The organism is Devosia lacusdianchii, assembly GCF_022429625.1.
Taxonomy (GTDB): Bacteria; Pseudomonadota; Alphaproteobacteria; order Rhizobiales; family Devosiaceae; genus Devosia; species Devosia lacusdianchii.
On sequence record NZ_CP092483.1, the window covers coordinates 2,886,264 to 2,911,836 of the forward strand.

Consider the following 25,573-nt stretch of genomic DNA (forward strand, 5'->3'; position numbering starts at 1 on the left):
GCCAGGGCGTGGACCGGCAAGACCCGGGTCAATGCGCCCTAATACAGGAAGATTTCTGGATTGCCCTTCGGGTCGGCGACCGCAACCACCCGGTTCACGTCGATATGGTTGGCGCTGAACCACGCATTGAGGGCGGTGTCGGCGCGGATGGCGTCACGGAACTTGCCGAGTTGGCTCGCCTTGGCCGTTTCTGCGCTGGCGATCTTGGCCTGGTCAGCGGCCGGATAGAGCGCCTTGGTGTCGAAGGTCTTGATGCTGGTCGCCTTGTCGAGGAAGGCCAGGTCGCCGGCGGTCCAGCTGCCGATCATGTCCACCAGATTGGCGACCGGCACGATTTCGGTTTTCACACCCATCGTGACCTTGGCGGTGTCGGCCGTCGCGGCGAAAGCGGCGGTACCAGGCACGGCGAGAATGGCAGCGAGCAGCACTGCCGCCGATAGGTTGCGCATCGGGTTCATTTTGAGCTCCATACGATTTACGAGATTAGGCCGCAGGGTTCTGCGAGCGGTCATCGGCGTGATATCGCGTCGACGGCTGCTATATGGCTCTTGCCGAACGGCGGATATTGGATCGATTGAGGGTATTGTGGCGGCATGATTTCGGCTTTCCGGTGGATTATGGAACCGCTCGAAATGTGGACGCTTCGTAACGTTGGAAAGGTGACGCGATGAGCGACCATATCCGCATGCGCCGGCACCTCGATGACGCCTTGCCGCCCGCCATTTGGCCTGCCGGTGTCCGGCTCCTGCCCTTGCAGCGGGCCGACCCACGTGCCCTCCACACCATACTCACCGACGCCTATGCCAACGGCTTCGGCAGCACCGCCCCTTTCGAGGACTGGTGGCCCAAGCTAAGCGCCGACACCGAATTCGATCCCGCCCTGGTCTTCGTCGCCGCTGACGAAGTCGGGCAACCAATCGGCGTCGCGCAATGCTGGACGTCCGGTTTCATCAAGGATCTCGCAGTGGTGCCGGCGTGGCGTGGCAAGGGCATCGGCGACGCGCTGCTATACGCGGTCTTCGCAGCATTCCGGCATCGGGGCCTGGGGCATGTCGACCTCAAGGTCATCACGGCGAACACGTCCGCCCTTCGCCTCTACCGCCGCGTGGGAATGGTCGAGGCGCCGCTCTAGCTGCTCAATCCACCATCACCACATGGCTAACCAACCGGTCATCCTGGAAGTGATGCAGCAGCAGCCCGGGCGGATCGGAGATTTCCGGGTCCTTGCCGTCCAGCCGCAACCGATTGGCACGCGCCACTGACGGACACATCGTCGCCGGACGGCCCGCAAACCGCGTGAACATCGGCCGGTGCACATGCCCACAGGTCAAGGCAACAACCGGGTCACGCGCCTCGTTGATGACCTGGGCGAGCTCTTCCCCACCCCGGCAGATATTCCGGTCCTTGCCACCGATGCCGCACAGAAACGGATGCTGATGCTGGAAAATCAGCACCGGTGCCCCACCCGTATTGAGCTCGACCGCCAGCCACTCGAGCACCGGCACCGCGTCGCCGTGATGAGCCCCGGCCACCGTCACGTCCAACCCGATCACCCTCAGCTCCGACCCCACACGCGCCGTGCAATTGAGGTGGTCCTCATCAGGCCAGTCAAAGCGTGATCCGAATGTCATCCGCATCTCATGATGATCATCGACATTTCCCGGCACCACGTAGAACGGCGCCTGGGTCGCCTCCAGCCTGTCGCGAACCTCGCCGTAGCTTCGGCGGTGTTCGAGCTCGGCCAAGTCACCGCTGACGATGATCGCGTCCGGTTGCATCGGTTTGAGCCAGCGCAGCACCTTATCCAGCCGATCCAGCGGCCCATCCGAGCCATCGGCGTGGATATCGCTGAGCTGAGCGACGATCATGGTCAGGGCACCGCGCGAACCAGCGCGACCACCGAACGCGGGGTTAGTGTCGCCGTACCCTCGGAAAAGGCAACGCTTGCGGTATTGTCCGATAGAATGCCGACCATCCAGCTCCCCTCGGGTAGCCGCGCCACCACCGGCTCGGCTTTTCGATTGAACCAGACTAGCACCTCGTCGTCCTTGTTGCGCAAGTGCATGCCCAACACCGACGCACCCGAATATCGCCAGTCACCTTCGTTCATCTCCCGCCCGTCCGGATGCAACCAGACGACATCGCGGACGCCGTTCTTTTCCTGCCCCGAGAGGAAATGGTCGTGCGTCAGCGCTGAATGCGCCTTGCGAAACTTATGAACGGCCGCGACGAAATCGACGAGGTCACCGTCCGCGCTTTCCCAATCCACCCACGTGATTTCATTGTCCTGGGCATAGGCATTGTTATTGCCCTGCTGGGTGCGGAACATCTCGTCACCCTGCTGGATCAACGGCACCCCGCGCGACAGGAACAGCGTCGCCAGCAGGGCCCGCACGTCGCGCTTGCGTGCGGCATTGATGGCCTCGTCCTCGGTTTCGCCTTCCGCCCCGCAATTCCACGACGCATTGTGGTTGTGGCCGTCGCGGTTGCCCTCGCCATTCGCCTCGTTATGCTTGTCGTGATAGCTCACCAGATCGCGCAGCGTGAAACCGTCATGCACGGCCAGCATGTTGACGCCATGGCTCGGTTTGCGGCCGGCAAAGTCAAAGATCTCCGCCGATCCGGCGACCTTGCCTGCCAGTGCGCCGATCCTGCCATCCTCGCCACGCCAGAACTCGCGGATATCGTCGCGATAGGTGTCGTTGTGTTCCTTGAATTCCTTGCCGAACTGGCCAAGGGCATAGCCGCCCGGACCCGGATCCCAAGGCTCGGCCACCAGAATGCATTGCTTGAGTACCGGATCGGCCTTGATCTTCTGCAGCATCACCGCATTCGGATTGAAACCCGGATCGCGCCCGAGAACGGTCGCCAGGTCGAAGCGGAAACCGGAAACGCCCATTTCCTCGACCCAGTAGCGCAGGCTGTCGATCACTAGCCGCTGAACCGCCGGATGGTCGCAACGCAAGGTGTTGCCCGTGCCCGTGTCATTGACCAGATGCTGTTTGCCGTCGACTTCGACGAAGCGATAATAGGTTCTTGCGTCCAGCCCCATCAGGCTGAGCATCGGCCCGTTTGCGTCGCTCTCGCCGGTATGGTTGTAGACCACGTCGAGGATCACCGAGATACCGTTCTTGCGGTATAGATCGGTCATCACCCGCAATTCCTGCGGGCCGCGCGGCGCAATGCGCGGATCAATCGCCGAATAGGCGACAGGATTGTAGCCCCACGCATTGGTGAGCCCCAACACCGGCAGGTGGCCCTCGTCGATCCACGCCGCGGTCGGCATCAGCTGCACCGTATCGACGCCGATGAATTTGAGATGATCGATGACGCGCTGCGTCGTCAGCCCGGCAATGGTGCCGCGCAGTGGCCCCTGCACGCTGGGGTGCCGCATCGTGTATCCGCGAACGTTCATTTCGTAGAACAGCCCCGGCGCCTTCTTGCGCGGCAGGATGTTCTCGTTGCCCAGTTCGCCCACGATCGCCTTGGGGATCAGCGGCGCCGTATCGACGGCCTCGGCCCGGTCAAGCCGCAGGCGCGGCGAGCGAACGAACACCCGGTCGAGCCGCTTGGCATAGGGATCGACCAACAGCTTCATCGGGTCGAAGAAATAGCCCTGGTCCGGATCATACGGCCCGTCGGCGCGCAGCCCGTAGCGCGTGCCTCCGCCAAGCCCTGAGATCAGGCCGGCACGGATATTGTCCCGATGTACGTCCAGCTCGAAGCGGTCGGTCTCCTGGTCCTGTTCGTCAAAGATCGACACCCAGATATTGGTGGCGCTTTCGGAGTAGACGGCGAAGTTCACGCCCATCTCGGTGACTGTTGCACCGAGATGTTCGATACTGCCCCCGTTGGGGATCAGCATGGGTTTCATTGAGTTTCCGATGTTAGGTGATGACACTGGGTTCTTGACGCCCGGTGCGCTGCTTGATCCCTGCGAGCTGTTCTGCCAGCTCGATGAGGGGCTCGAGGGCGGATTGGGTTTCAAGATCATGTCGTCCATCGGCTGCCTCGTATCGCTCTAGATAGAGTCGCAACGTAGCGCCGACAGTGCCGGTTCCGCTGAGCCTCAAAACGATACGCGAGCCATCGGTGAAGCCGATCCTGATACCCTGCTTGGCACTGGTCGAGCCATCCACCGGGTCATGGTAGGTGAAGTCATCGGCATAGGCGACCTGCAGGTCGTCCCCGAAAGTCTTGCCGGGCAATGCCGGAAGCAGTGCGCGGACATCATCCACCAGCTTGCCGGCTATCCCTGCGTCCACCTCCTCATAGTCGTGCCGCGTATAATAGTTGCGCCCATAGGTCGCCCAATGCTCGCGCACGATCTGGTCGACGCTCTGCTTGCGGCTGGCCAGGATATTGAGCCACAGCAGCACGGCCCACAGGCCATCCTTCTCGCGGACGTGGTTGGAGCCCGTTCCCGCGCTCTCTTCGCCGCAAATGGTGACGCGCCCCGCATCCAACAGATTGCCGAAGAACTTCCAGCCCGTCGGCGTCTCGTGCATCTCGATACCGAGCTTCTCGGCCACCCGGTCGGCCGCAGCGCTTGTCGGCATGGATCGAGCGATGCCCGCAATGCCGGTGGCATAGCCGGGAGCCAGCGCCGCATTGGCCGCGAGCACCGCCAGCGAGTCCGACGGCGTCACGAAGCGGTTCTTGCCGATGATGAGATTGCGATCGCCGTCACCGTCCGACGCCGCCCCGAAATCGGGACCATCAGGCGTCATCAGCAGGTCATGCATATCCTTGCAGTAGACCAGGTTCGGATCCGGATGCCCCCCGCCGAAGTCGGGCGACGGCGTACCATTGACCACTGTACCCTTGGGCGCCCCCAGAATGCCCTCAAGGATCGTATGGGCGTAAGGCCCGGTAATGGCGTTCATGGCATCGAATGTCATCCGGAAGCCCGATGCGAACAGCGCCTTGATGCCGGCGAAGTCGAACAGCGTTTCCATCAGGGCAGCATAGTCGGTGACAGGGTCGATGACCTCCACCACCATGTCGCCGGACCGCTGTGCCCCGATATGGCCCAGGGCCACATCCGGCGCATCGATGGTCTTGTAGGTATCGATGACCTTGGAGCGCTCGAACACGGCGTCGGTGATCTTCTCCGGCGCCGGTCCGCCATTGCCGATATTGTACTTGATGCCGAAGTCACCCTCCGGCCCGCCAGGATTGTGGCTGGCCGAAAGCACCAGCCCGCCGAATGCCTTGTAGTGGCGGATGATATGGCTCGCGGCCGGCGTCGACAGCAGGCCATGCTGGCCGACCAGGACCTTGCCGAAACCATTGGCCGCCGCGATGCGGATGGCCTTCTGGATGGCGACATCATTGTAGAAGCGGCCGTCCCCGCCGATGACAAGCGTCTTGCCTTCAAAACCCTCGAGGCTGTCAAAGATCGCCTGGATGTAGTTCTCGACATAGTTCGGCTGCTGATAGACCGTCACCCGCTTGCGCAGGCCCGATGTGCCAGGCTTTTGGTCCGCGTAGGGCGTGGTCTTAATTGTCTGGATCATCATTTGCCTTCAGCCCGGTGATAGTGGCGTAGAGATCGGCATAGCGCGCGGCGCTCGCCTCCCAGGAGACGTCCGATTTCATTCCCCGCCGTTGGATTTTCTTCCAGAGTTTCTCGTCGCGATAGAGACGCACCGTCTTGCGGATAGCCTCGTACAATGCGTCGGCCGTTCCGGCATCGAATACGACGCCGGTGGCGACCTCAGCCGCGATCGCAGCCGGATTGGCGTCGATAACCGTATCCGCCAGCCCGCCGATACGGCTCACCACCGGCACGCAGCCGTAACGCAAACCGTACAGCTGGGTCAGCCCGCACGGCTCGAACCGCGACGGAATAAGGATAGCGTCAGACCCGCCCTGCATCAGGTGCGACAGCGCTTCATTGTAGCCGGTGATGATGCCGACCTTACCCGGGTGCCTGGCCCACAGGTGCCGGAAGCCATCTTCGAGATAGGCCTCGCCCGAGCCCAGCACGGCCAGTCGACCACCGAGATCTACGAGGCCATCGGCCGCCTGCAGCAGCAGGTCCATGCCCTTCTGGTCGGTCAGCCTGCTGACCACGCAGAACAGCGGACCATCTTCGCCGTCCAGCCCGAACTTCTCGATCACCGCCAGCTTGTTGGCGCGGCGTAGATGGATGGTATTGGCCGTAAAGTTCTGCACCAGTGCCTTGTCCGTCGCGGGGTCCCAGGCCTCGACATCGATGCCGTTGAGGATACCAACCACCGTGTCGGCGCGACCATTGAGCAGACCCTCAAGCCCCATGCCGAACGCCGGTGTACGGATTTCGTCGGCATAGTTCGGGCTGACCGTGGTGACATAGTCGGCGCATTCCATCCCCGACTTGAGATACGAAATTCCACCATAGAACTCGACACCACCCATGCCGAAAGCATGTGGGGGCAGGCGGAGCTGGTTGAATATCTCCGAGCCGAAGAAGCCCTTGAACGCCATATTGTGGACGGTCATGACCGTCTTGACGTGCGAGCTGCTGCTGAACTTGATATAGGCCGGCGCCAGGCCCGCCTGCCAGTCATGGGCGTGGATGACATGCGGGTTGTAACCCTCGACCATCCCCTGCCCGAGCTCGGCAGCTGTCCAGCCAAGGGCCGCGAAACGCTTCCAATTATCCGGCCAGTCCCAGCCATCCGGGCTCACATAGGGGTTCCCCGGCCGGTCGTAGAGCGCAGGGGCTTCGATGACGATAACATCGAGCCCTTCCACGCGTCCCGCGATCAGCTTGGCATGCACGCCGAACAGATCGCCGATCTCCCGAACCACCCGCCCGCCATTCAGCTTCGCCATGACGGCGGGATAACCCGGCACCAATGTCCGCATGGTTACGCCATGCGGCCCCAGCGCGGCAGGCAGGGCGCCCGCCACGTCGGCGAGCCCCCCGGTCTTGATCAGCGGATAGACCTCGGACGCTACCGAGAGAACTTCGATCATCGTCCCGCCAGATATTTGTTGATCATTGCCTGGGTGATCAGCGTCACGCCGTCATCGGTGCGCCGGAACCATTTGGCGTCGAACTCCGGATCTTCACCGACCACCAGACCCTCGGGGATATTCACCCCGCGATCGATGACCACTTTCTTGAGCCGCGCGTTCCGCCCGATATCGCAATAGGGCAGCACCACCGCCTCATGCAGCTCGGAATAGGAGTGCACGCGCGAGCCGGTCGACAGCAGCGTCCGCTGCAAATGCCCGCCCGATACGATGCAATCGCCCGAAACCAGCGAATTGACCGCCGAACCGCGACGCCCGTCGAAATCGTGCACGAATTTGGCCGGCGGCGTGATCTCGGCATAGGTCCAGATCGGCCAGTCCCGGTCGTAGAGGTCGAGCTGCGGCTCGATATCGGTCAGGTCGATCGATGCCTTCCAATAGGCATCGATAGTGCCGACGTCGCGCCAGTAGCTGACATCTTCCTTGGACGACCGCACGCAGGACCGTGTGAACCGGTGCGCCCAGGCGGTGCCGTTCTTGACGATATAGGGGATGATATCCTTGCCGAAGTCACGGCTCGAACCCTCGGTGGCAGCATCCCGGCGAAGCTGCTCCATCAGGAAGCGCGTCTCGAACACATAGATGCCCATAGAAGCCAGCGCCGTATCCGGCTTGTCGGGAATGCCCGGCGGGTCCTTGGGCTTTTCGACGAAATCGACGACGCGATCGCGGCCATCGACATGCATCACGCCAAAGCCCGTGGCTTCCATGCGCGGCACTTCCAGACACCCGATAGTCACGTCAGCGCCGGTATCGACGTGCTGACGGAGCATGATTTCATAGTCCATCTTATAGATGTGGTCGCCCGCGAGGATGACGATGTAGCGCGCGCCGTAATCCTCGATGATGTCCATGTTCTGGTACACCGCATCGGCCGTGCCGGCATACCACATGTCCTCGGCCACGCGCTGGCTGGCCGGCAGCACGTCGAAGCTCTCGTTACGTTCCGGCCGAAGGAAATTCCAGCCGCGTGAGAGATGACGGATCAGGCTATGGGCCTGGTACTGCGTCGCCACCGAGATACGGCGAATACCCGAATTGATAGCGTTGCTGAGTGCAAAATCGATGATGCGGGATTTGCCGCCGAAATACACCGCCGGCTTGGCGCGCCGGTCGGTCAATTCCATCAACCGTGTGCCGCGTCCACCTGCCAGCACATAGGCCATGGCCTCGCGGGCCAGCGGTGATGGTACCCTGTAGTCTGCCATTTCTATCCCTCCACTAGCGCCCGTTTTTCCGGGACGTATCTCAACCGTGCCGGCTTATGCCGGCTCGAATTTCAGGAACAATGTCGAGAGCGGCGGCAGATACAGCTCCGCTTCCGCCGGCCAATGCTGCCCCTCAACGGCATAGGCCTTCACCGCGCCCTGGTTTCCCGTATTCGACCCGGAATACCAGCCCGCGTCCGTATTGATCCGTTCAACCCAGTTGCCGACGAGCGGCATGGGTATCTTGTAGCCACTGCGTGGCACTGGCGTGAAATTGGACACGACCAGGATAGGGTCCGCTCCAGGCGATTTGCGCAGCCAGGCAAAAACCGAGTTGGCATGGTCATTGCCGATCAGCCACTCGAAGCCATCGGGCTCACAATCCCGCTCGTGCAGCGCCGGCAGTTGGCGATAGGCAAGGTTGAGATCGGCGATCAGGCGGCGCATGCCCTCATGCATACCCGCGTCGAGCAGATACCAGTCTAGCGACTTGCCCTCCGCCCACTCCTCGCGCTGCGCGAATTCCTGGCCCATGAACAGTAGCTTCTTGCCGGGAAAGCCCCACATGAAGGCGAGATAGGCACGCAGATTGGCGAATTGCTGCCAGTCATCGCCGGGCATCTTTTCCAGGAGTGAGCCTTTGCCATGCACCACTTCGTCATGGCTGAGCGGCAGCACGAAATTCTCCGAGAACGCGTAGACCGTCGCAAAGGTCATGTCGTTATGGTGGTACTTGCGATGCACCGCCTCACGGCTCATGAACCGCAACGTGTCGTTCATGAAGCCCATATTCCACTTGAAGCCGAAGCCCAGCCCACCCGCGTCCACAGGATGGCTCACGCCGGGCCACGAGGTGGATTCCTCCGCGATCATGAAGGTGCCGGGATGGAGCCGATAGGCCTCCGAATTCGCCTTACGGATGAACTCCACCGCCTCCAGGTTCTCGTTGCCACCGTACTTGTTGGGCACCCACTGGCCCTGCTGGCGCGAATAGTCGAGATAGAGCATCGATGCCACCGCATCGACGCGCAGCCCGTCGATATGGAACTTCTCGAGCCAATAGAGGGCATTGTTGACCAGGAAGCCGACAACTTCCTTGCGCCCGAAATTGTAGATCGCCGTGTTCCAGTCGGGGTGGTAGCCCTGCCGCGGATCGGCGTGCTCGTAGAGCGCCGTGCCGTCGAAATGCGCCAGCCCATGCGCATCGGTCGGAAAGTGCGCCGGCACCCAATCGAGGATGACGCCGAGCCCGGCCTCGTGCGCCGCGTTGACGAAGCGGGCAAACGCGGCCGGATCGCCATGACGGGCGGTTGGTGAATACATGCCGGTCGGCTGGTAGCCCCAGCTCGGGTCGAACGGATGCTCGGTAATCGGCAGCAGCTCGATATGGGTATAGCCCATGTCAGCCGCATACGGCACGAGCTGCTCGGCCAACTGGTCGTAGCTCAGGAACCCGCCATCGGGCCGGCGGCGCCAGCTCCCCAGATGCACTTCGTAGATCGACATCGGCGTACGGCGCCAGTCGCGCGTCGCCCGCTCCTCGAGATATTTGCCATCTGTCCAGGTAAAGGGCGTCGGATCGGGAACCACCGACGCCGTACGTGGCCGCAACTCCGACTGCCGCGCGAACGGATCGGCCTTGAGCGGCTGCACCACCCCATCGCGCCCCACGATCTCGTATTTGTACAGCGTCCCCGTACCCAGCACCGGGATAAACACTTCCCAAATGCCGTTCTCGAAGCGGTTGCGCATCGGATTACGGCGGCCATCCCACTCGTTGAATGGCCCGACCACGCTCACCCGCTGAGCATTAGGTGCCCAGACCGCAAAGTGCGTGCCGTGGATGCCCTCGAATTCCATTTCGTGAGCGCCCAGCTTGTCGAACAGCCGCAGATGGCTGCCCTCGCCGATATAGTAATCGTCCATCGGACCAAGAACCGGCCCGAACGAATAGGCGTCGTAGACGTCCCACTCACCACCGGCATTCTTGGCGCGATAGCGGATCGGCTGCTGCCGATCGATGTCCACCCTGCCCTCGAAAAGGCCGCCGGCATGACGCGGGATCAGATGCCCCAATTCCTTGCCGTCGAGCGTATAGGCGGTGAGCATTTCGGCATGAGGCACGAAGGCCCGCAGCACCCATTGCCCATTGACCTGATGCAGGCCCAGAAATGCGAACGGGTTGGAATGGCGGCCGCCCACGATGGCTTCCACTTCCCGCGAATCGGCCTGCCAGTCTTCCTTCGTCATGCGCTCGCTCCCCCGTCAACGGCACGGCACCTAACGGCGCGGCCGCCAAACCACAAATTACTGGGCGCTCTGATCTTGGCTGTCAGCTCTCGCCCGCTACCGTCTGTCACGTCGAAGCGACCGTCACGCCCCAAATGTCCTGCGCATATTGCCTGATCGTCCGGTCGGAGGAGAAAAAACCCATATGCGCCGTGTTCCGGATCGCCATGGCGTTCCACCGCTTCTTGTCGAGCCAAATCGCATCAACCTCGGCCTGGGCGGCGACATAGGCGTCGAAATCACGGGCCACCATGAACCAGTCATGGTCGTAGAGGCCACCGATCAGATCGCGATAGCGGTTGGGATCATCCGGCGAGAACACCCCGGATGAGATCGACTCCAGCGCCTCCTTGAGGCGCGGCGACGCATCGATCGCCGAGCGCGGCACTTCGCCCTTGGCCCGCTTTTCGTTCACCTGATCCGTCGTCAGACCGAAAATGACGATGTTGTCGGCACCCACTTCCTTGTGCATCTCGACATTGGCGCCATCCATGGTGCCGATGGTAATCGCTCCGTTCGCCATGAATTTCATATTGCCGGTGCCTGATGCTTCCATACCCGCCGTCGAGATTTGCTCGCTGAGATCGGCGGCAGGAACAATCACTTCGGCCAGGCTCACATTATAGTTCGGCAGGAACACCACCTTGAGCAGGCCACGCACCGCCGGGTCATTGTTGATGACCTTGGCGACATCGTTGATCAGCTTGATGATGAGCTTGGCGTTCCAGTAACCCGGCGCTGCCTTACCCGCGAAAATCTTAACGCGCGGCACCCAGTCCCGTTCCGGATGCGCTCGAATTTCATCATACAGCGCAACAGCTTGGATGACGTTGAGCAACTGCCGCTTGTATTCGTGGATGCGCTTGATCTGCACGTCGAACAACGCGTCGGGCGACACGACGATGTTGAGGCGGTCCTTGATCAGCTTGGCGAGGGCCTTCTTATTGGCCTGCTTCACCGCCGCGAACTGCCCCTGGAACGTCGGATCGTCCGCATGGGCGTCGAGCCCTTTGAGCAGCTCGACATCATCTAGAAATCCTGGGCCGATCCGGTCCGCGATCAGCTTGGTGAGACCGGGATTGCACTGCATGAGCCAGCGCCGCGGCGTGATGCCGTTGGTCTTGTTGTTGATGCGATCGGGGTAGAGCTTGTGCAGGTCCGAGAACACGGTCTGCTTCATCAGCTCGGTATGCAGCGCCGAAACGCCGTTGATGGAATGCGAGCCCACAAAGGCGAGCTGCCCCATGCGGACGCGACGGCCGCCGGCCTCATCGATCAGCGATACATTAGCAATCTGCCCGTCGCTGAACTTGGCGCGCTGGCGCGCATCGGCCAACACATCAGCATTGATCTGGTAGATGATCTGCATGTGGCGTGGCAGCAGCCGTTCCAGCAGCGCCACCGGCCAGCTCTCCAGCGCCTCGGGCAGCAGCGTATGGTTGGTGTAGCCAAACACGCCCTTGCACAGCTTCCAGGCATCGGCCCACTTGATCCCGTTGTCATCCACCAGGATGCGCATCAGTTCGCAGATCGAAATCGCCGGATGGGTATCGTTGAGCTGGATCGCGACCTTGTCGGGCAACGAGCCCAGGTCGCCATACTGCTGCAGATGCCGCCGTACGATATCCTGCAGCGATGCCGAGGAGAAAAAGAACTCCTGCCGCAAGCGCAGCTCCTGCCCCGCGGCGGTGGAATCGGCCGGGTAGAGAACGCGCGTAATCGCTTCCGCCCGCGCGCTTTCTTCCAGCGCGCCGATGTGATCGCCCGAGTTGAACTTGTCGAGCAGGATCGGATCGATCGGCTGCGCGCTCCAGAGGCGCAGCGTATTCACCCGCGCCCCACGCCATCCCACGATCGGCGTATCGTAGGCCACTGCGAGCAGATGATCGTTCGGCCGCCATTCCTGCCGCACGCTGCCATCCGGGTCGGTGACCGGCTCCACATAGCCGCCAAAGCCGACTTCATAAGCGCTTTCGCGACGCTCGAATTCCCATGGATTGCCGTGGGCGAGCCATTCTTCGGGCAGTTCGACCTGCCAGCCCTCGCTCATTTCCTGGCGGAACAAGCCATGCACATAGCGAATGCCATAGCCATAGGCCGGGATTTTCACCGACGACATCGATTCAAGGAAACAAGCCGCGAGGCGCCCTAGACCGCCGTTCCCGAGCGCCGCGTCAGGCTCGAGATTGATCAGGTCGCCAAGGTCGACATTCAAATTTCTCAGGGCATCGCGCACCGGCTCGATGAGCCCGACATTGCTCATCGCATCGCGCATGAGCCGCCCGATCAGGAACTCCAGGCTCAGATAGTAGACACGCTTGTGCGATGTTCGCCACGTCTCGCGCGACGACTCCATCCAGCGATCCATAACCCGGTCGCGCACGGCCAGGATGGTCGCGGCGAGCCAATCATGCGGCCGGGCGACAATCGGGTCCTTGCCGACTGAGTAGATCAGTCTTTCAAGAATTTCTGCCTGAATAGCCTCGACATTAGTGGCGCGTGGCTCCGGCGTAGGGGCGTCGTAAACGATCGGCTGTTGCGGCATTTCGCAATCCAGATTTCATAACGATGTATTCCCCTCTAGAGACTTTAGTCTTGCACTTAATTTGTGCAGGCGGAAGCCCCCACGCGATACTCGCTCCTATGCCGGCTGCGTGGGTCGGGTCGTCTTGGAAACCTCGTCTTCCACCTTGTCCGCCGGAACCTCGACACCGCCCTCGCGCGCTTGCTCCACGGCGTTGCTGATCAGCAGATGCCGCCCGGCCATCTGTTCGCCGCCCACCATTTGCAGGTCGAACCGCTGTGTGTCGCGGTCGCGCACGCCCTCGATGACCGCTTCGGCCTCTTCGTCTGTCGCGCCAAGCGTGCGAATGACCTGCTGGCCGAAAGTCAGTGCCGATTCGAACATCTCGCGCAGTTGGTAATCCACCCCGGCCCGGACCAGTTCGATGGCGTGGCCACGGTCGAAGGCGCGCGCCATGACCTTGACCAGCGGGAACTCATCGCGCACCAGCTCGGCGATCCGCGTCGTCTCCGCCTTCTTGTCGGTGCAGATCAGGATCAGATCGGCCGTGCCCGCACCCGCCGCCCGCAGGATATCGAGGCGCGTGCCGTCGCCGTAATAGACCTTGAAGCCGATTTGCGCCGCGGCACGTATCATCTCGGTGTCATTGTCGATGATCGAAACCGTGTGCCGCATCGCCAGCAGAGGCTGGCTGGCGATCTGGCCGAACCGCCCGAACCCGATCAGCAGCACGCTGGCATGCAGGTCCTCCGCCTTCTCGACACCCTCGAACGATTGCGTCTGCTTGGGCATGACGAACCGCAGACCGATGACGAGGAACGGCGTCAACACCATCGAGACGATGACAGTGGCTGTGAAGATAGCGTTGGTTGGCCCGTCTATGATCCCGGCGGCAACCGCCGTCGTGTAGAGCACGAAGGCAAATTCGCCGCCCTGCCCCATGAGCACGGCGCGCTCCAGCGCCACGCCATGGCTGGACTTGAGCAGGCGAGCGATGACGTAGATTGCGCTCCCCTTGACCAGCATATAGGCCACGACGCTCATCGCGATGATCTGCCAGCTGCTGGCTACGATCGTCAGGTCCAGCGACATGCCCACCGCCAGGAAAAACAGGCCGAGCAGAATGCCGCGGAAGGGCTCCACGTCGGCCTCGAGCTGATGACGGAACGTTGAGGTCGACAGCAGCACGCCAGCCATGAACGCGCCCATCGCCATCGAGAGCCCGCTGGCTTGAAACAGCAGTGCCGCCCCGAGAACCACCAACAGGGCGGCAGCAGTCATGACCTCGCGCAGCTTCGTCGAAGCGAGCAGCGCAAAGAACGGATTCATGATCCGCCGGCCGACAAAGATCAGCAGGAGCACAGCGCCGATGGGCGCGCCGATGCTCAGCAGGCGCGTCGTCAGGTCGACTTCGCCTCCTGACGAAGGCGCGAGCAACGCCACCACCGCCAGCAGCGGCACGATAGCCAGGTCTTCCAGCAGCAGGATCGACACCATTTGCTGCCCGCTATCGGTGGAAAGCTCGCCGCGCTCACCCAGAATCTGCATCACGATCGCAGTCGAAGTGAGCACGAAGCCCATGCCGAAGATAAACGCGACCACCGGCGCAAAGCCGAGCAAAATGCCAACGCCGGTCAGCAGCGCGCCACAGGTCGCGACCTGGATCACACCCAGCCCAAAGATCTGCTTGCGCAGTGCCCACAGTTTGGATGGCTCCATCTCGAGCCCGATGATGAACAGGAACATCACCACGCCGAGTTCGGCCGTGGTCAACACTGATTCCGGATCATTGATCAGGCCGATGCCGGAAGGACCAAGCAGCAGCCCGGCGGCCAGATAGCCGAGCACCGAGCCCAGGCCCAGCCGCTTGAACAGCGGCACGGCGATGACCGCCGCACCCAGCAAGACGACGATTGGAACAAGGTCAACGCCGTGCCCCGCGGCTTCTGCCGCATGTCCAACTACTTCACCTGCCACGACAGTCTCCAAACCCTGATCAGGTCCGGAGTTTTTCTTTCCGCTGTCGCCGCGTCAAGCACGATGCTGGCATGGCTGCCTAGCCGGCGGTCTCCACGCCACTCGGCGCGGTGCCTTCGGGCGGCTCGAACCGCTCGCCCTTGCGCTTCTCGTTTGGCTCTTTCTCCTCCTCGGCCCGCTCGCGAATGGCCTTGGCCGCATTTGCGAGCAATTCCTGGCGATCCGTCATGTTTCGCGTACGCCGGACAGGTGAGCTCGGCACCATCGGCTTGCTTGGCACCGCATGGGCAAGAATGGACGTCGCGATCAGCAGGGTAGGCACCGCCACCAGCCCTCCAATCGGTCCCCATGCCCACAGCCAAAAGGTGATGGAGAGAAAGATCAGGAACGGATTGAGCGTCATCGTTCTGCCGATGAAATGCGGCGTGACGATCTGCCCTTCGACGAAGTTGATCGCGACATAGCACGCTACCGGCAACAGGATGTTTTGGAGGCCCGTCTCGGTTCCGAGCCCAACGGCCAGCAGCACCAGCACCATGACGCCCTGCCCCACATAGGGAATATAGTTCAACACTGCCGCCATCGCGCCCCACAGGATGGGCGACGGCATGCCGATGGCCCACATGGCCAGCGAAACGGCACACCCCACGCAGGCATTGATGAATGTAATCGACAGCAGGAACCGGCTGACCTTCTGCTCCACGTCGCGGAACACATGTGCCGTCCGCCAGCGCATGCGCCGGCTCACGCACAGCGACAATACCGAGATCCGAATGTGGTCGCGGGTGGCGACGAAGAAATAGAGGCTGGCGAGAAAAATCAGCACCTGCGCCAGTATGGCCGGCGCCAACATAGCCACGCTGATAACCTGCCCGCCGTCTTCCACGGTAACAGCCATGGCGCTGTCGCTGCCGAGGATTGAGGAAAGCTGTTCCTGAAATGCGGAAATCGCCTGCAGCGGTCCCTGCAGATTGGCGAGCTGCATTTGCAGCTTGTTCCAGATCATCGGCGCTCGGGCGACCCATTCCGACAGCGGCACCGCAAACAGCGTTATGCCGGCCGCAATCACGCCAATGAGCATTAGCACCACGATGCCTGCCGAAAGCGCGGGCGGTACGCCGAAGCGCTCAACCCGGTCGGCAACCGGCCCGAACATCAGCCCGATCACAATGGCAAGCGTAACCGGCGCTAGGAAAACCTGCCCTACTTGCAGCGCAAACAGTAGCGCGAGAAAGCCGACAAACACGATCGCGACCCGCGCTGCATTGCCCAGGATTCGCTCGAACTGGCTTTCGCTCATAGTCTCGGGCGAAGCCCGCTTCGTTGCACCGCGTGCCATGCCGATTCCGTTGTTGGGCCCCTCGCGATTCCAGCAACGTCAGCGCAGCGCAAACGTTCCGTTCAGCACAGTGCGCGCAGCAGTCGACCACCGCATTTCCAGTCGCTAGTGTGCGCTCCGGAATCGACACCAAGAGGCTCGGAAATGCCCCGCAAGATCATCATCGACACCGACCCCGGCCAGGACGATGCCGTCGCCATTCTCATGGCGCTGGCATCTCCAGAAGAACTTGACGTTATCGGCATCGTCGCAGTGGCGGGCAATGTGGGCCTGCACCACAATGCCAACAACGCCCGCAAGGTCGTCGAGCTCTCTGGCCGCCGCAACGTACCCGTCTATGCCGGCTGCGCCCGGCCCATGCGCCGCCATCTGGTCACTGCCGAGCACGTCCATGGCGAAACCGGCCTCAACGGCCCCGACCTGCCCGAGCCCACGATTCCCCTACAGGCCCAGCACGGCGTCGATTACATCATCGATACGCTGATGGCGGCCAAACCGGGCACCATCACACTCTGCACGCTTGGCCCGCTGACCAATATCGCCATGGCCCTGGTCAAGCAGCCGGCCATCGCCGAGCGTATCGCCGAAATCGTCATGATGGGCGGCGCCTATTTCGAGGTCGGCAACATCACGCCGGCGGCCGAGTTCAACATCTATGTCGATCCTGAAGCGGCCGACGTCGTGCTGCGCTCCGGCGCGCCGATCACCATGCTGCCGCTCGACGTCACCCATCAGATCCAGTCTACGCCCGAACGTCTCGACGCTATTTTGGCCCTCGGCAACAAGTCCGGCGCGGCAGTGCATGCCATGCTGACCTTCTCTGAAACCTTCGACCTGCAGAAATACGGCTGGGCCGGCGCGCCCCTCCACGACCCCACCGTGATCGCCTACTTGCTCCAACCCGACCTGTTCGAAGGCCGCCACTGCAACGTCACTATCGAGACGGCAAGCGACCTCACCGTGGGCATGACTGTAACCGACTACTGGCACGTCACTGGAAAAGTGCGGAACGTCAATTATCTCCGCAACGGCAATGCGGAGGGCTTCTACAGGCTCTTGACCGGGCGGCTGGCGCGGCTGCCGTAACGGCAGATGGGCCTCGTCATCTACCTCTTCGGCGCCGCGGGCCTCGTGCTCCTTGTCGGCTGGGCGGTTTACGTGCTGCCCACGCCCGGCCCCCTCGGCCCGGCATCGCTTGCCGTTGCGCTGATTCCCGCTTTTCTCATCATGAGCGCCGTCGCGGCCGTTGCGACGCTGGTCTGGCTTCTGCTGCTCCTCACCCGCTGGCTCCTGCAGATGTGGCGGCACTGATCGAACGCTCGGCCGATCACCCAAGCGTGATGTGACCGCCGAAACTGCCCTTCGCCCGGCGGCGTAACTCCCCGCAACCGAGCCGCCGGCACTGACCCGCGGCCGGCTCAACAGGGAGACAATCATGCATTTCGCCAAGCTGGCCACCGGGGCCGCGTTCATAATACTCTCGGCCACATCGGCATTCGCCCAGGACAACCCCAGGGTCGGCGGCGCCGCCATGTTCGCCGACAAGAACATCGTCGAGAACGCCGTTAACTCGGCCGACCACACCACCCTGGTCGCCGCGGTTACCGCCGCCGGCCTGGTCGAAACCTTGCAGGGCGCCGGTCCCTTTACCGTCTTCGCTCCGGTCAACGCCGCATTTGGCAAGCTGCCCGCAGGTACCGTCGACACGCTGCTGATGCCCGAAAACAAGGGGCAACTGGTCAAGGTGCTGACCGCCCATGTCGTGCCCGGCAAGGTTTCCGGTGCCGATCTGTTGGCGGGCATCGCGGCCAGCAGCAATGGCCAGTTCAACTTGCGCACCGTCAGCGGCGATACCCTCACCGCCACCGCCCGAGGCAATGCGATCTTCATTTATGACGAGTCCGGCGGAGCTGCGCGCGTCACCATCGCCGACGTCAACCAGTCCAACGGCGTCATCCACGTCGTCGACGACGTCTTGCTTCCCATGTAACGTTCAGCGTTAACATTGAGGCCCGAGGCCCTGCGTTCGCGCGGGGCCTTTGCTTTTCACGGGTCCGGCGCTAGTGTCCGCCACCCAAAACCGAGACCTGCCCCGTGGAACCCTTCACCCTCCTGACCTTCACCATCGCCTATGCCATCGCCGTGCTGGTCCCTGGGCCAGGCGTGGCCGCGGTTGTTGCCCGCGCCCTTGGCGGCGGCTTCAAGGGCGCCTTCCCCATGGTGCTGGGTATTCTCGCTGGCGATCTGGTCTATTTCGTCTTCGCCGTTTTCGGGCTTGCCGCCATTGCCACCTATTTCGGACCGATCTTCGTCATCGTTCGCTGGGCTGGCGCGGCCTATCTGCTCTACATCGCCTACAAGTTCTGGACCGCCAAACCCGGCGCCGAGCAGATGAAGCCCAAGAATGAGGACTCGTGGAAGACCTTCCTGGCCGGCTTCTCGCTGACCATGGGCAATCCCAAGACCATCGTCTTCTACCTCGCCATCCTGCCGACGGTGATCCCGCTCGACCAGATGAACCCGGTCGCTTTTGCCGAACTGACCTTCATCGTGATCGTCGTCCTGCTGATCATCGGCTGCGGCTATGCCTGGTTGGCCTCGGCCGCCCGCGAAATGTTCAAGAGCACCAAGGCGCTCGGCCGCCTGAATAAGACGGCCGGCGTGATGATGGCCACCGCCGCTGGCCTCGTGGTCTGGCAGCATTGAGTCGCCTAGATTTCGGGCAGTTGCAGCGACCCGCAGCCGACTCAATTGGGACGATAATTGACAATACGGGACCGCCAACTGATCCATTCCGGGTAAGGGTCCAGCTTTCGCTTTGCCCCCGGCCCGGGTAATTCTCAAGCGGTCGTGCCTTCTGCTGCTAAGTCAGCAGGCAGCGGGTCGACCTCAGCCCATTTTTCTTTCCCATCATGCCGAACCCACAAGCGCGCGCCCGGAATGACATTCCTGAGTGCAGCCAAGTAAGGGCGGGCGTTATCGACGGGTGGTAGGATTTTGCCGATAGCCAGTCCTGCCGTCGTCAAGATATAGCTTGGCGTTGCGGGGAGCCCCTTCTCGCTGACTATTGGTTGCTCGCTGTTGTGGAATTCAACCGAGTACGACCCTTCTCTTGGAATGGTGAAATAGCTATTTCCCGCTTCATATGCCCAGACAGGGTCTCCGTTTGAAAGTTCGACTGATCCCCAAACTCGCATTGGAAACGATGAGCCACCCGTCCCCGGATCGTGCAGGAGGCCGGCGTCCACTAAATGGATTTGGTCGGAGTACTTGATCCTCCCAGACAGACAGCGTGGGATGCTGCCATTGTCAAAACGGTTTACCGCAAACTCCTCGAATATCTGCGGAAGGTCGTCATCGATCTCATCGATAATCCTAAGAACCTTCAAAGAGAAGGTTCCCGGCTGCCTAATTTCAGCTGCAAGCACCCTACCCCAGCGCTCTCTTACCTCATCGGTGCTCGCTCCGGAGGCATAGTGCTCAAGCCGGTCCGCGATCTCTGGCGCGATTTCCTCTGCTCCGGAGCTAGCCTGAGTGTCCGAAGGCGGATTGAGGCGTAGGTCCTCAATGGCCTTCTCGAAGACAGCGCCTGTGTTATCTATTTTACGCGTGGTGCCGGGTGGAGCGATAGCGTCGAGAACCGCATCAATTGCGTCCGGGTTTGACCGCAACTTATCAATGGCCTGTGCGCCAAGGTCCTTCAGTGCCTCTTGCTCAAGTGAGCTAAGAAGTCGTTCACGCGCCGCCAGTCGGTTATTTCGCGCAATGACTGGTGCTAGCGCAGACCCAAACCATCGCTGTACAACTGAAAGCGCCCGTCCTTTCGCTTTGCCAGTCACTCCAGTTTCCGTTAACACTAAGCGAAATTTCGTCGTTTGGTCCGCTTTTGGTCATGTTCCCTCTCAGAAGCTCGCTGCCAAACTACCCGACTTTCGTCCACTGCCAACTGCCAACTGTCCGCTGTCTTCTGTCCAAGGTGCTTAGCCGCGCTGATAGATAGCCATGTCAAATCCACCTGGTCCAAGATAGGACAGAGGGCGAAGCATGTTTTTCACTCGGATCGGGGCGATTGTAGCTTGGCTGGCGCTGCTACTGGCTGCAGGTGTCTTAGGTTCGCGAACCCTAGCGCCGTCCGCAAGAAATATACTAAAGTACTGAAAAATAACTGTCGGCTCACAAAATTAGCGAGTCGATCAAAGCCCTGGAAAACCTAAGCCAGGAAAAAACTCGAGAGTCGGTTATTCGAGAAATCGCGAGTCGATTTCGGCATTTTTCGAAGATTTGAGAATCGGCTACCAGCGCTGATTTCCGGCCCTTTGGGGCTTCAGACCCAGCTTCTCTCGCGGAATATCGCGATATCCAGAGCTTAGCTGCATGCTGCCAATGTCTCCTGGATTGCCGTAGTCGCCCACAAAGCCATAATCCCCGTAAACGCCATAATCCACGCCCTGGTACGGGGAGTGCAGGTTGTCGAGAAAACGATTGCCATGGACAATCTCGCCTAGGTAGCGGCCCTGCATGTCCATGAAGAACTTTCCCGAAGGTGCGGGATGACCGATGTTGTGACCTGTTATGGAGTGCAGCTGTCCCGTGACGACATTGGCGATGTGTGTACCGCGACTATCGTACAAATAGTGGGCTGGCATCACGGACCTCCGTCGATCGAGCTATGCGTCGAAAACGTGCGACCAGCCTTGGCCTCGAACTCACGTGGCTCGGCCTCGAAACGAGAGACCAGCTCTTCATCATGAAGGTTGGCAAAAACGGGTCCGCTAAGCCTGATATTCCCCAGCGGCCGCCCAGCCGTATCCTGGCGGGCTTGCTCGTATCGAGAAGCCGAGTTCACCGTCTCACCCAGAAGGGTGTAAGCAATCCGATCATTGCCCCCAAAGTCACCGATCACGACAGGCCCCATGTGGAGGCCGATCCGGATGTCCAGGGCCAGACCCTCAGCGACGACAATTGACTTGATCCGTTCCACGCAGATCAGAGCTGCATTCACTGCTCGAGGAACCCTGTCGTGCAGGCGCATATCATCGGGCACACGCCAAAAAGCCATGAGCCCGTCCCCCATGAACTTATCGATCTCTCCGCCTGCGCGATGGATTTCCTCAACCTGGATTTCCATGAAACGACGGATTTGTTCGCCCGCGACTCCGGGCGGCAGGTCTTTGGAGAACGCTGAAAAACCTGCCAGATCGCTGAACCACAGTAGCGCTGTCGTTTGATCCGGCACGATGTGCTGCCTGTCGAAGGCACCGTTCACCGCCATGATGCCATCCCCGCATACAAAGCGCTTGAGCACGTGATCCAGTGAAACGTTGTCCCTCAGCAGGTTGGACCTCTGCTCCGTGGCTTCGATGACCTTTTCGGACAAAGCCGCGGCAACGACATCCAGCCAGACGACACGGTCTTCCGGCAGCATGGCATCGATTTTTGATCGATCTATACGCCACAGGCGAACCGTACCGTCCGCTTTCATGCTGGTGGAGCGGGTCGTTTCGCCACGGCGATGGAATGCGATCTCACCCACCAGATCGCCCTTGTAGCGTCTCGTGATTTTCTCGCCTTCACCGATGACCACGATTCCATCTTCGATTATCCAGAGGCACTCCGCCGCTTCGCCTGCTCTGCAGACAAAGTCCCCGTCATTGAGCCGCTCGAGATGTCGAACCTCCTCCAGCACGGCCTGGAATCGCTCGGGGTCGGCAGCAAACCTTTTGGCCAAGAGCTGGATGCCAGTTTCAACGTTTCCCATGCTCATCTCCTCAAGCCGCCTTTCGGTTTTTCAGCGGGCAATCAATCATCGTTTGGCAGCAGACCATAGATTCAGCACTACGAAGGCCTTCCCAGAACTTCGCTAAAGCTACCGATCTTCGTCGCTCGCTTTGCAGCAGGTCGAGCACGACAGGTGCCGCGCAGCACTCGCACCGAAGTCGCCTCCGGCCTTTATGGGTGCACCCGACGGGACATGGTGCCCTGCCATTGATGATCCGCTTTCCATCGCGGCTCAGCATGCTCGTGATCCAGGACTTCTGGCCAAGCAGCGCCAGTTCGTACTCCTCAGCAACACCAAGCTTCGCTGCCGCGTCCAGGGCGGCTTTATGATGATTTCCTGCGGCACCGTGGTCGAGCTCCATCCCACGCGGCCATCTCTTCGTCGCCGAAGCCACGCCCTGAAGCCGAAGGAACTGCGATAGGTTGGACCACCAGTCCCTCGCATCCTTCGCTGTCCTTACCGATCTCCCCGCGTTCAGACCGACGCAGAACAACCCGCCAGGCATGATATGGCGATTGAAGCAGGCCAACGGCAGCTTCTCACCTGGCTTCGTCTCACGGGCGTAGACCTCACCAGCAACGCTTTCGATGGTGATCGAGTAGTCCTCGTCAGATGTAGCCGTGTCATCGATGACCGTGCAGACGCCCTCGACGAGGGTGGGTCCGCGGCTGCTGACGCTGAACCAGTTGGGTGCTGCATCCATCAGGAGCGATAGACTGGACAATCAGCGCCTCGCATGTCCACGAAACTCGGGACGGTCTTCCTGCTGGGCTGCCGTGGCCACGGCCGGCGCGGACATCAGCAGCACGGAGGCTCCCCTATAATCGAGGCCCGACTGCCGACCGTTCTGGTCGAAGAGCTTTTTCACCCTCAAGGATGCTTTGGAAAGCGCCCTGCTGCCCAGGGCCGTCTCATCGCCGTCCAACTCGGATTGCAGTCGTTCCGATTCCGAGACCGCCCTGCTGGTGGCGCAGCGGACGGAAAGGTCGCCGCGGGTCCCAAGGCGCGTCACCGGCGTACTGCCGTACTCGAGACCAATGGCAAGCCCAAGGTCCTTGATGCCGGGCAGCATCTCCTGACACAGCTCAAAACTCGATCGCATGGCTCCAGCGCAGAGCACGGCGGTCTCGATCGTCCCGGCAGCATCGGTCTCCCTGACGGAGCCCTCGGCGACGAGGCCATGAAGGCAATCGCCAATGAACCGAACTTTCTTTCCCCCGAAGTCGGACTTCAGGACGGCAGCCAGTTCCTTCCTGATGACGTGCAGGTTTGCCACAAGCTGTTTGACGTCACCGGTGTCGATGCAGTGCTGGACATACTTGGTGAAGTTGTCGATGTCCGCGAATATGGAGAGCATCTCCATGTAGATCGTGTTGCTGGGCCGCAGATCACCGTAATCGATGGAGGACAGCGGAGGCTGGTGCCGGTGGAAACTGAATTCAGCTGCGCGAACCTGGGGCTCGACAGTGGTCTTCACGTCCTCGGCCAACACTTCGATGCGCTGGTCAGTCACGGATCGTGCCACGAAATTCATGGCGATCTGATCCTGAGTGAAGGGCGAGCGTTTCTGGGTTGCCAGGTCTGCGATACGGGCCATCCCCAGCACCATCCGCACTCTTTCGCTCAGATAGATGCCCGTCTCCTCGCCATCGGCCAGCTTTGCCGCATAGTTGGCCGGGTTTCCCAGGAAGAGCGGCTCCTGTTCGCTGCCGCGCCCGGAGTTCACCGCCACGGCCATGCCGGAGTCTATGCCAATGCGCACTGCGGTCTTGAATTCTCCGCCCAGCACCTTGTCACCGGTGACCTCGATCATCCGCTTCATCGCCATCGCGAAATCGATGGCCGTCTTGATGCGCTCGAGCTCGTTGGACTTGCCGGTCGGTGTGGCTATCACCGCATGCAGACGAGGACCGTGATAGTCCACCCGCTGCGCCTGGTACTCGATAACGATCTGATCTGTCGCAGAGTAGTGCGTGTGCAGGAACTTCAGCGCGCGCATGTATCGCTCTGAGCGCTCTCGCTTCTGATCCGTCATCACTGCGTGGTAGTCGGTGAGCTGAACATACACGTGCACGCCATCGACCAGCACAGCTTGGCTGGGCGGGATGCTGACCAGAGGATTGTAACGCCTCTTCGATTGTCCGAGCTCAGCACGCTTCAGCGTGTCCCGTGCGTACCGCGCCTCGAACGTTTCGACGCTGACCGCCGTCTGGGGGACGCTCTTCTGAAACCCTTTGATGCGCTCTTCAGCGCGCGACCTAGACCATACCATTCCAAATCTCCACATCAGTGCCCAACTGCGTAGCGGAATGCGAGAGATCCATCAGATCGCGCTATCTGCTAATACGCTAATTGCCGTATAACCTTAGGTGCGTCAATCTGTCAACAGGTCGTTAACCCTTTTCCTAAGTTCAAGGTGGCACGGAAAAATTCAGGCCAGGAGTCCGAGGACGGACAGCCTCACCCTTGCGGCTTCTTGCGAAACGACGAACCTATCCATGGCGGCGGCGATCAGATTGGCCGCCTTGTCCGTGCCGAGTCGCGGGGCACCGGTGATGCCGTCGCCGTGTTCCTTGGCCAGATCGATCATCGCCCGACGGGGCATGAGCAGCGCGCCCGAGAAGTAGCAGGCCTGCCACTCCATCCAGTCGGTCATGGGGGCGTCGACCATGGTATCGCGCTTGCAGATGAGGCGCTCTTCGGTGACCGCGGCGAACAGGTCGCCCGTTGCGAGCTTCTCCTGATAGAGCGGATCGTGAAGGACGACATGGCCCAGCTCGTGGGCAAGCGTGGTGCGGAACCGGTTGGATCGTCTATCGTCCGACGTCAGGCGCTCGGCTATGGCGACATCGGGCTTTCGCTGCGCGGCGAACAAAGTGACGCCTTCGACCTCAGGGCCATCCTCGCTCAGGTCTGCATAGACGTCCAGGTCGCCGACATGGCGCTCGATCATCACCGTCAGATCATCGGTATCGATCGCGACATCGGGCTTGCGCCCGGTCTCCCTGCGAAAATCGGCCAGGAGTTTCTCGCACTCGGCGTCGAGCTCCTCGGCCTTGTAGAATGGGCGCTTGTGGAACCGGCCCTTGTCGTCGGGACACCAGCGCACCATGGCGGCCTCAGGACTTGCGGAAGGCTTTGAAGCGTTCCACCACCGCCTCGGGCGTCATGGCGGTGGCGCGAATGTCGGCCGGCAGAACGCCGGCCAGGAAATAGAGGTAGTCCTTGTCCGCCTTGAGCACCTTGGCGAACTGCTCGACCATGTGGTCCGACGTAGGCTGGCGCCGATCCTTCTCGATATCGTTCAGGTATTGGGGCGAGATGGGCTGACTGTCCTCTTCGCGCAGGATCATCCCAGCCAGGTCTTTCTGGCTGATCCCCAACTCCTTGCGCTGCTTGGACACGAATGCCCCGAATGTCATCGTCATCGC

General features: G+C 61.2%; 22 protein-coding genes. 5 read left to right on the forward strand and 17 right to left on the reverse strand.

Annotated features, from left to right (window positions below):
• Positions 1 to 38: 38 nt before the first annotated feature.
• On the reverse strand, positions 39 to 458 hold the full coding sequence (locus MF606_RS14285) for a hypothetical protein (RefSeq protein WP_240230018.1): 420 nt from the start codon (positions 456 to 458) through the stop codon (positions 39 to 41).
• 209 nt (positions 459 to 667) lie between these two features.
• Here MF606_RS14285 and MF606_RS14290 point away from each other — a divergent pair, with 209 nt between their 5' ends.
• Positions 668 to 1,132, forward strand: a complete 465-nt coding sequence (locus tag MF606_RS14290; RefSeq protein WP_240230019.1) for a GNAT family N-acetyltransferase — start codon at positions 668 to 670, stop codon at positions 1,130 to 1,132.
• A 4-nt stretch (positions 1,133 to 1,136) separates the two neighbouring features.
• On the opposite strand, the gene MF606_RS14295 is transcribed toward MF606_RS14290, so the two are convergent.
• The 9 genes from MF606_RS14295 to MF606_RS14335 form a co-directional block, all read right to left on the reverse strand.
• The gene (locus MF606_RS14295) at positions 1,137 to 1,868 is read right to left on the reverse strand and encodes a metallophosphoesterase (RefSeq protein WP_240230020.1); all 732 of its coding nucleotides are present in this window, start codon (positions 1,866 to 1,868) and stop codon (positions 1,137 to 1,139) included.
• 2 nt (positions 1,869 to 1,870) lie between these two features.
• Positions 1,871 to 3,874 (reverse strand): glycogen debranching protein GlgX, encoded by a 2,004-nt coding sequence (gene glgX, locus MF606_RS14300; RefSeq protein ID WP_240230021.1) that lies wholly within the window; start codon positions 3,872 to 3,874, stop codon positions 1,871 to 1,873.
• Positions 3,875 to 3,887: 13 nt separating this feature from the next.
• Entirely contained in the window at positions 3,888 to 5,522 is a 1,635-nt protein-coding gene (locus MF606_RS14305) for an alpha-D-glucose phosphate-specific phosphoglucomutase (protein WP_240230022.1), read from the reverse strand.
• Positions 5,503 to 6,963, reverse strand: coding sequence for a glycogen synthase GlgA (gene glgA, locus MF606_RS14310; protein WP_240233855.1), 1,461 nt, complete (start codon positions 6,961 to 6,963; stop codon positions 5,503 to 5,505). Before glgA ends, MF606_RS14305 begins: the two co-directional genes overlap by 20 nt.
• On the reverse strand, positions 6,963 to 8,234 hold the full coding sequence (gene glgC, locus MF606_RS14315; RefSeq protein ID WP_240230023.1) for a glucose-1-phosphate adenylyltransferase: 1,272 nt from the start codon (positions 8,232 to 8,234) through the stop codon (positions 6,963 to 6,965). Before glgC ends, glgA begins: the two co-directional genes overlap by 1 nt.
• A 54-nt stretch (positions 8,235 to 8,288) precedes the next feature.
• A complete protein-coding gene (gene glgB, locus MF606_RS14320) occupies positions 8,289 to 10,484 on the reverse strand; it encodes a 1,4-alpha-glucan branching protein GlgB (RefSeq protein ID WP_240230024.1) in 2,196 nt (731 codons plus the stop codon).
• A 106-nt stretch (positions 10,485 to 10,590) separates the two neighbouring features.
• Positions 10,591 to 13,068 carry a glycogen/starch/alpha-glucan phosphorylase gene (locus tag MF606_RS14325; protein WP_240230025.1) on the reverse strand — a complete coding sequence of 826 codons (2,478 nt, stop codon included), beginning with the start codon at positions 13,066 to 13,068 and terminating at the stop codon, positions 10,591 to 10,593.
• 96 nt (positions 13,069 to 13,164) lie between these two features.
• Positions 13,165 to 15,024, reverse strand: coding sequence for a monovalent cation:proton antiporter-2 (CPA2) family protein (locus MF606_RS14330; RefSeq protein ID WP_240230026.1), 1,860 nt, complete (start codon positions 15,022 to 15,024; stop codon positions 13,165 to 13,167).
• Positions 15,025 to 15,103: 79 nt separating this feature from the next.
• Positions 15,104 to 16,363 carry an AI-2E family transporter gene (locus tag MF606_RS14335; protein ID WP_240230027.1) on the reverse strand — a complete coding sequence of 420 codons (1,260 nt, stop codon included), beginning with the start codon at positions 16,361 to 16,363 and terminating at the stop codon, positions 15,104 to 15,106.
• A 144-nt stretch (positions 16,364 to 16,507) separates the two neighbouring features.
• Between MF606_RS14335 and MF606_RS14340 the strand changes: the two genes are divergently transcribed.
• The 4 genes from MF606_RS14340 (at position 16,508) to MF606_RS14355 (ending at position 19,069) form a co-directional block, all read left to right on the forward strand.
• Positions 16,508 to 17,449, forward strand: a complete 942-nt coding sequence (locus MF606_RS14340; RefSeq protein WP_240230028.1) for a nucleoside hydrolase — start codon at positions 16,508 to 16,510, stop codon at positions 17,447 to 17,449.
• Positions 17,450 to 17,455: 6 nt separating this feature from the next.
• On the forward strand, positions 17,456 to 17,674 hold the full coding sequence (locus MF606_RS14345; RefSeq protein WP_240230029.1) for a hypothetical protein: 219 nt from the start codon (positions 17,456 to 17,458) through the stop codon (positions 17,672 to 17,674).
• 124 nt (positions 17,675 to 17,798) lie between these two features.
• Positions 17,799 to 18,353: a fasciclin domain-containing protein gene (locus MF606_RS14350; protein WP_240230030.1), complete on the forward strand. Its 555-nt coding sequence runs from the start codon at positions 17,799 to 17,801 to the stop codon at positions 18,351 to 18,353.
• Between the two features lie 104 nt (positions 18,354 to 18,457).
• On the forward strand, positions 18,458 to 19,069 hold the full coding sequence (locus MF606_RS14355; protein ID WP_240230031.1) for a LysE family translocator: 612 nt from the start codon (positions 18,458 to 18,460) through the stop codon (positions 19,067 to 19,069).
• 134 nt (positions 19,070 to 19,203) lie between these two features.
• Here the strand turns inward: MF606_RS14355 and MF606_RS14360 are convergent, their stop codons facing one another.
• From MF606_RS14360 to MF606_RS14390, 7 genes are all read right to left on the reverse strand, one after another.
• Positions 19,204 to 20,202 carry a DUF2806 domain-containing protein gene (locus MF606_RS14360; protein ID WP_240230032.1) on the reverse strand — a complete coding sequence of 333 codons (999 nt, stop codon included), beginning with the start codon at positions 20,200 to 20,202 and terminating at the stop codon, positions 19,204 to 19,206.
• Between the two features lie 453 nt (positions 20,203 to 20,655).
• Positions 20,656 to 21,009 (reverse strand): hypothetical protein, encoded by a 354-nt coding sequence (locus tag MF606_RS14365; protein WP_240230033.1) that lies wholly within the window; start codon positions 21,007 to 21,009, stop codon positions 20,656 to 20,658.
• Complete coding sequence (locus MF606_RS14370; RefSeq protein WP_240230034.1) at positions 21,009 to 22,121, reverse strand: adenylate/guanylate cyclase domain-containing protein; 1,113 nt, start codon at positions 22,119 to 22,121, stop codon at positions 21,009 to 21,011. The genes MF606_RS14365 and MF606_RS14370 overlap by 1 nt, the downstream gene beginning before the upstream one ends.
• 10 nt (positions 22,122 to 22,131) lie before the next feature.
• Positions 22,132 to 22,866 (reverse strand): E2 domain-containing protein, encoded by a 735-nt coding sequence (locus MF606_RS14375; RefSeq protein ID WP_240230035.1) that lies wholly within the window; start codon positions 22,864 to 22,866, stop codon positions 22,132 to 22,134.
• Positions 22,867 to 24,414, reverse strand: coding sequence for an adenylate/guanylate cyclase domain-containing protein (locus MF606_RS14380; RefSeq protein WP_240230036.1), 1,548 nt, complete (start codon positions 24,412 to 24,414; stop codon positions 22,867 to 22,869). It lies immediately after the preceding gene.
• Between the two features lie 159 nt (positions 24,415 to 24,573).
• Entirely contained in the window at positions 24,574 to 25,254 is a 681-nt protein-coding gene (locus tag MF606_RS14385; protein WP_240230037.1) for an ImmA/IrrE family metallo-endopeptidase, read from the reverse strand.
• A gap of 7 nt (positions 25,255 to 25,261) precedes the next feature.
• Positions 25,262 to 25,570, reverse strand: a complete 309-nt coding sequence (locus tag MF606_RS14390) for a helix-turn-helix domain-containing protein (protein ID WP_240230038.1) — start codon at positions 25,568 to 25,570, stop codon at positions 25,262 to 25,264.
• Positions 25,571 to 25,573: the final 3 nt, after the last annotated feature.

Bases quoted from the DNA above. Each gene is read 5' to 3' on its own strand.
- glgC (WP_240230023.1), bottom strand. From the start codon at position 8,234: ATGGCAGACTACAGGGTACCATCACCGCTGGCCCGCGAGGCCATGGCC.
- MF606_RS14350 (WP_240230030.1), top strand. From the start codon at position 17,799: ATGCATTTCGCCAAGCTGGCCACCGGGGCCGCGTTCATAATACTCTCG.
- glgX (WP_240230021.1), bottom strand. From the start codon at position 3,874: ATGAAACCCATGCTGATCCCCAACGGGGGCAGTATCGAACATCTCGGT.
- MF606_RS14345 (WP_240230029.1), top strand. From the start codon at position 17,456: ATGGGCCTCGTCATCTACCTCTTCGGCGCCGCGGGCCTCGTGCTCCTT.
- MF606_RS14325 (WP_240230025.1), bottom strand. From the start codon at position 13,068: ATGCCGCAACAGCCGATCGTTTACGACGCCCCTACGCCGGAGCCACGC.
- MF606_RS14335 (WP_240230027.1), bottom strand. From the start codon at position 16,363: ATGGCACGCGGTGCAACGAAGCGGGCTTCGCCCGAGACTATGAGCGAA.
- MF606_RS14380 (WP_240230036.1), bottom strand. From the start codon at position 24,414: ATGGTATGGTCTAGGTCGCGCGCTGAAGAGCGCATCAAAGGGTTTCAG.
- MF606_RS14295 (WP_240230020.1), bottom strand. From the start codon at position 1,868: ATGATCGTCGCTCAGCTCAGCGATATCCACGCCGATGGCTCGGATGGG.
- MF606_RS14385 (WP_240230037.1), bottom strand. From the start codon at position 25,254: ATGGTGCGCTGGTGTCCCGACGACAAGGGCCGGTTCCACAAGCGCCCA.
- MF606_RS14285 (WP_240230018.1), bottom strand. From the start codon at position 458: ATGAACCCGATGCGCAACCTATCGGCGGCAGTGCTGCTCGCTGCCATT.
- MF606_RS14340 (WP_240230028.1), top strand. From the start codon at position 16,508: ATGCCCCGCAAGATCATCATCGACACCGACCCCGGCCAGGACGATGCC.
- MF606_RS14390 (WP_240230038.1), bottom strand. From the start codon at position 25,570: ATGACGATGACATTCGGGGCATTCGTGTCCAAGCAGCGCAAGGAGTTG.
- MF606_RS14305 (WP_240230022.1), bottom strand. From the start codon at position 5,522: ATGATGATCCAGACAATTAAGACCACGCCCTACGCGGACCAAAAGCCT.
- MF606_RS14370 (WP_240230034.1), bottom strand. From the start codon at position 22,121: ATGGGAAACGTTGAAACTGGCATCCAGCTCTTGGCCAAAAGGTTTGCT.
- MF606_RS14290 (WP_240230019.1), top strand. From the start codon at position 668: ATGAGCGACCATATCCGCATGCGCCGGCACCTCGATGACGCCTTGCCG.
- glgB (WP_240230024.1), bottom strand. From the start codon at position 10,484: ATGACGAAGGAAGACTGGCAGGCCGATTCGCGGGAAGTGGAAGCCATC.
- MF606_RS14365 (WP_240230033.1), bottom strand. From the start codon at position 21,009: ATGCCAGCCCACTATTTGTACGATAGTCGCGGTACACACATCGCCAAT.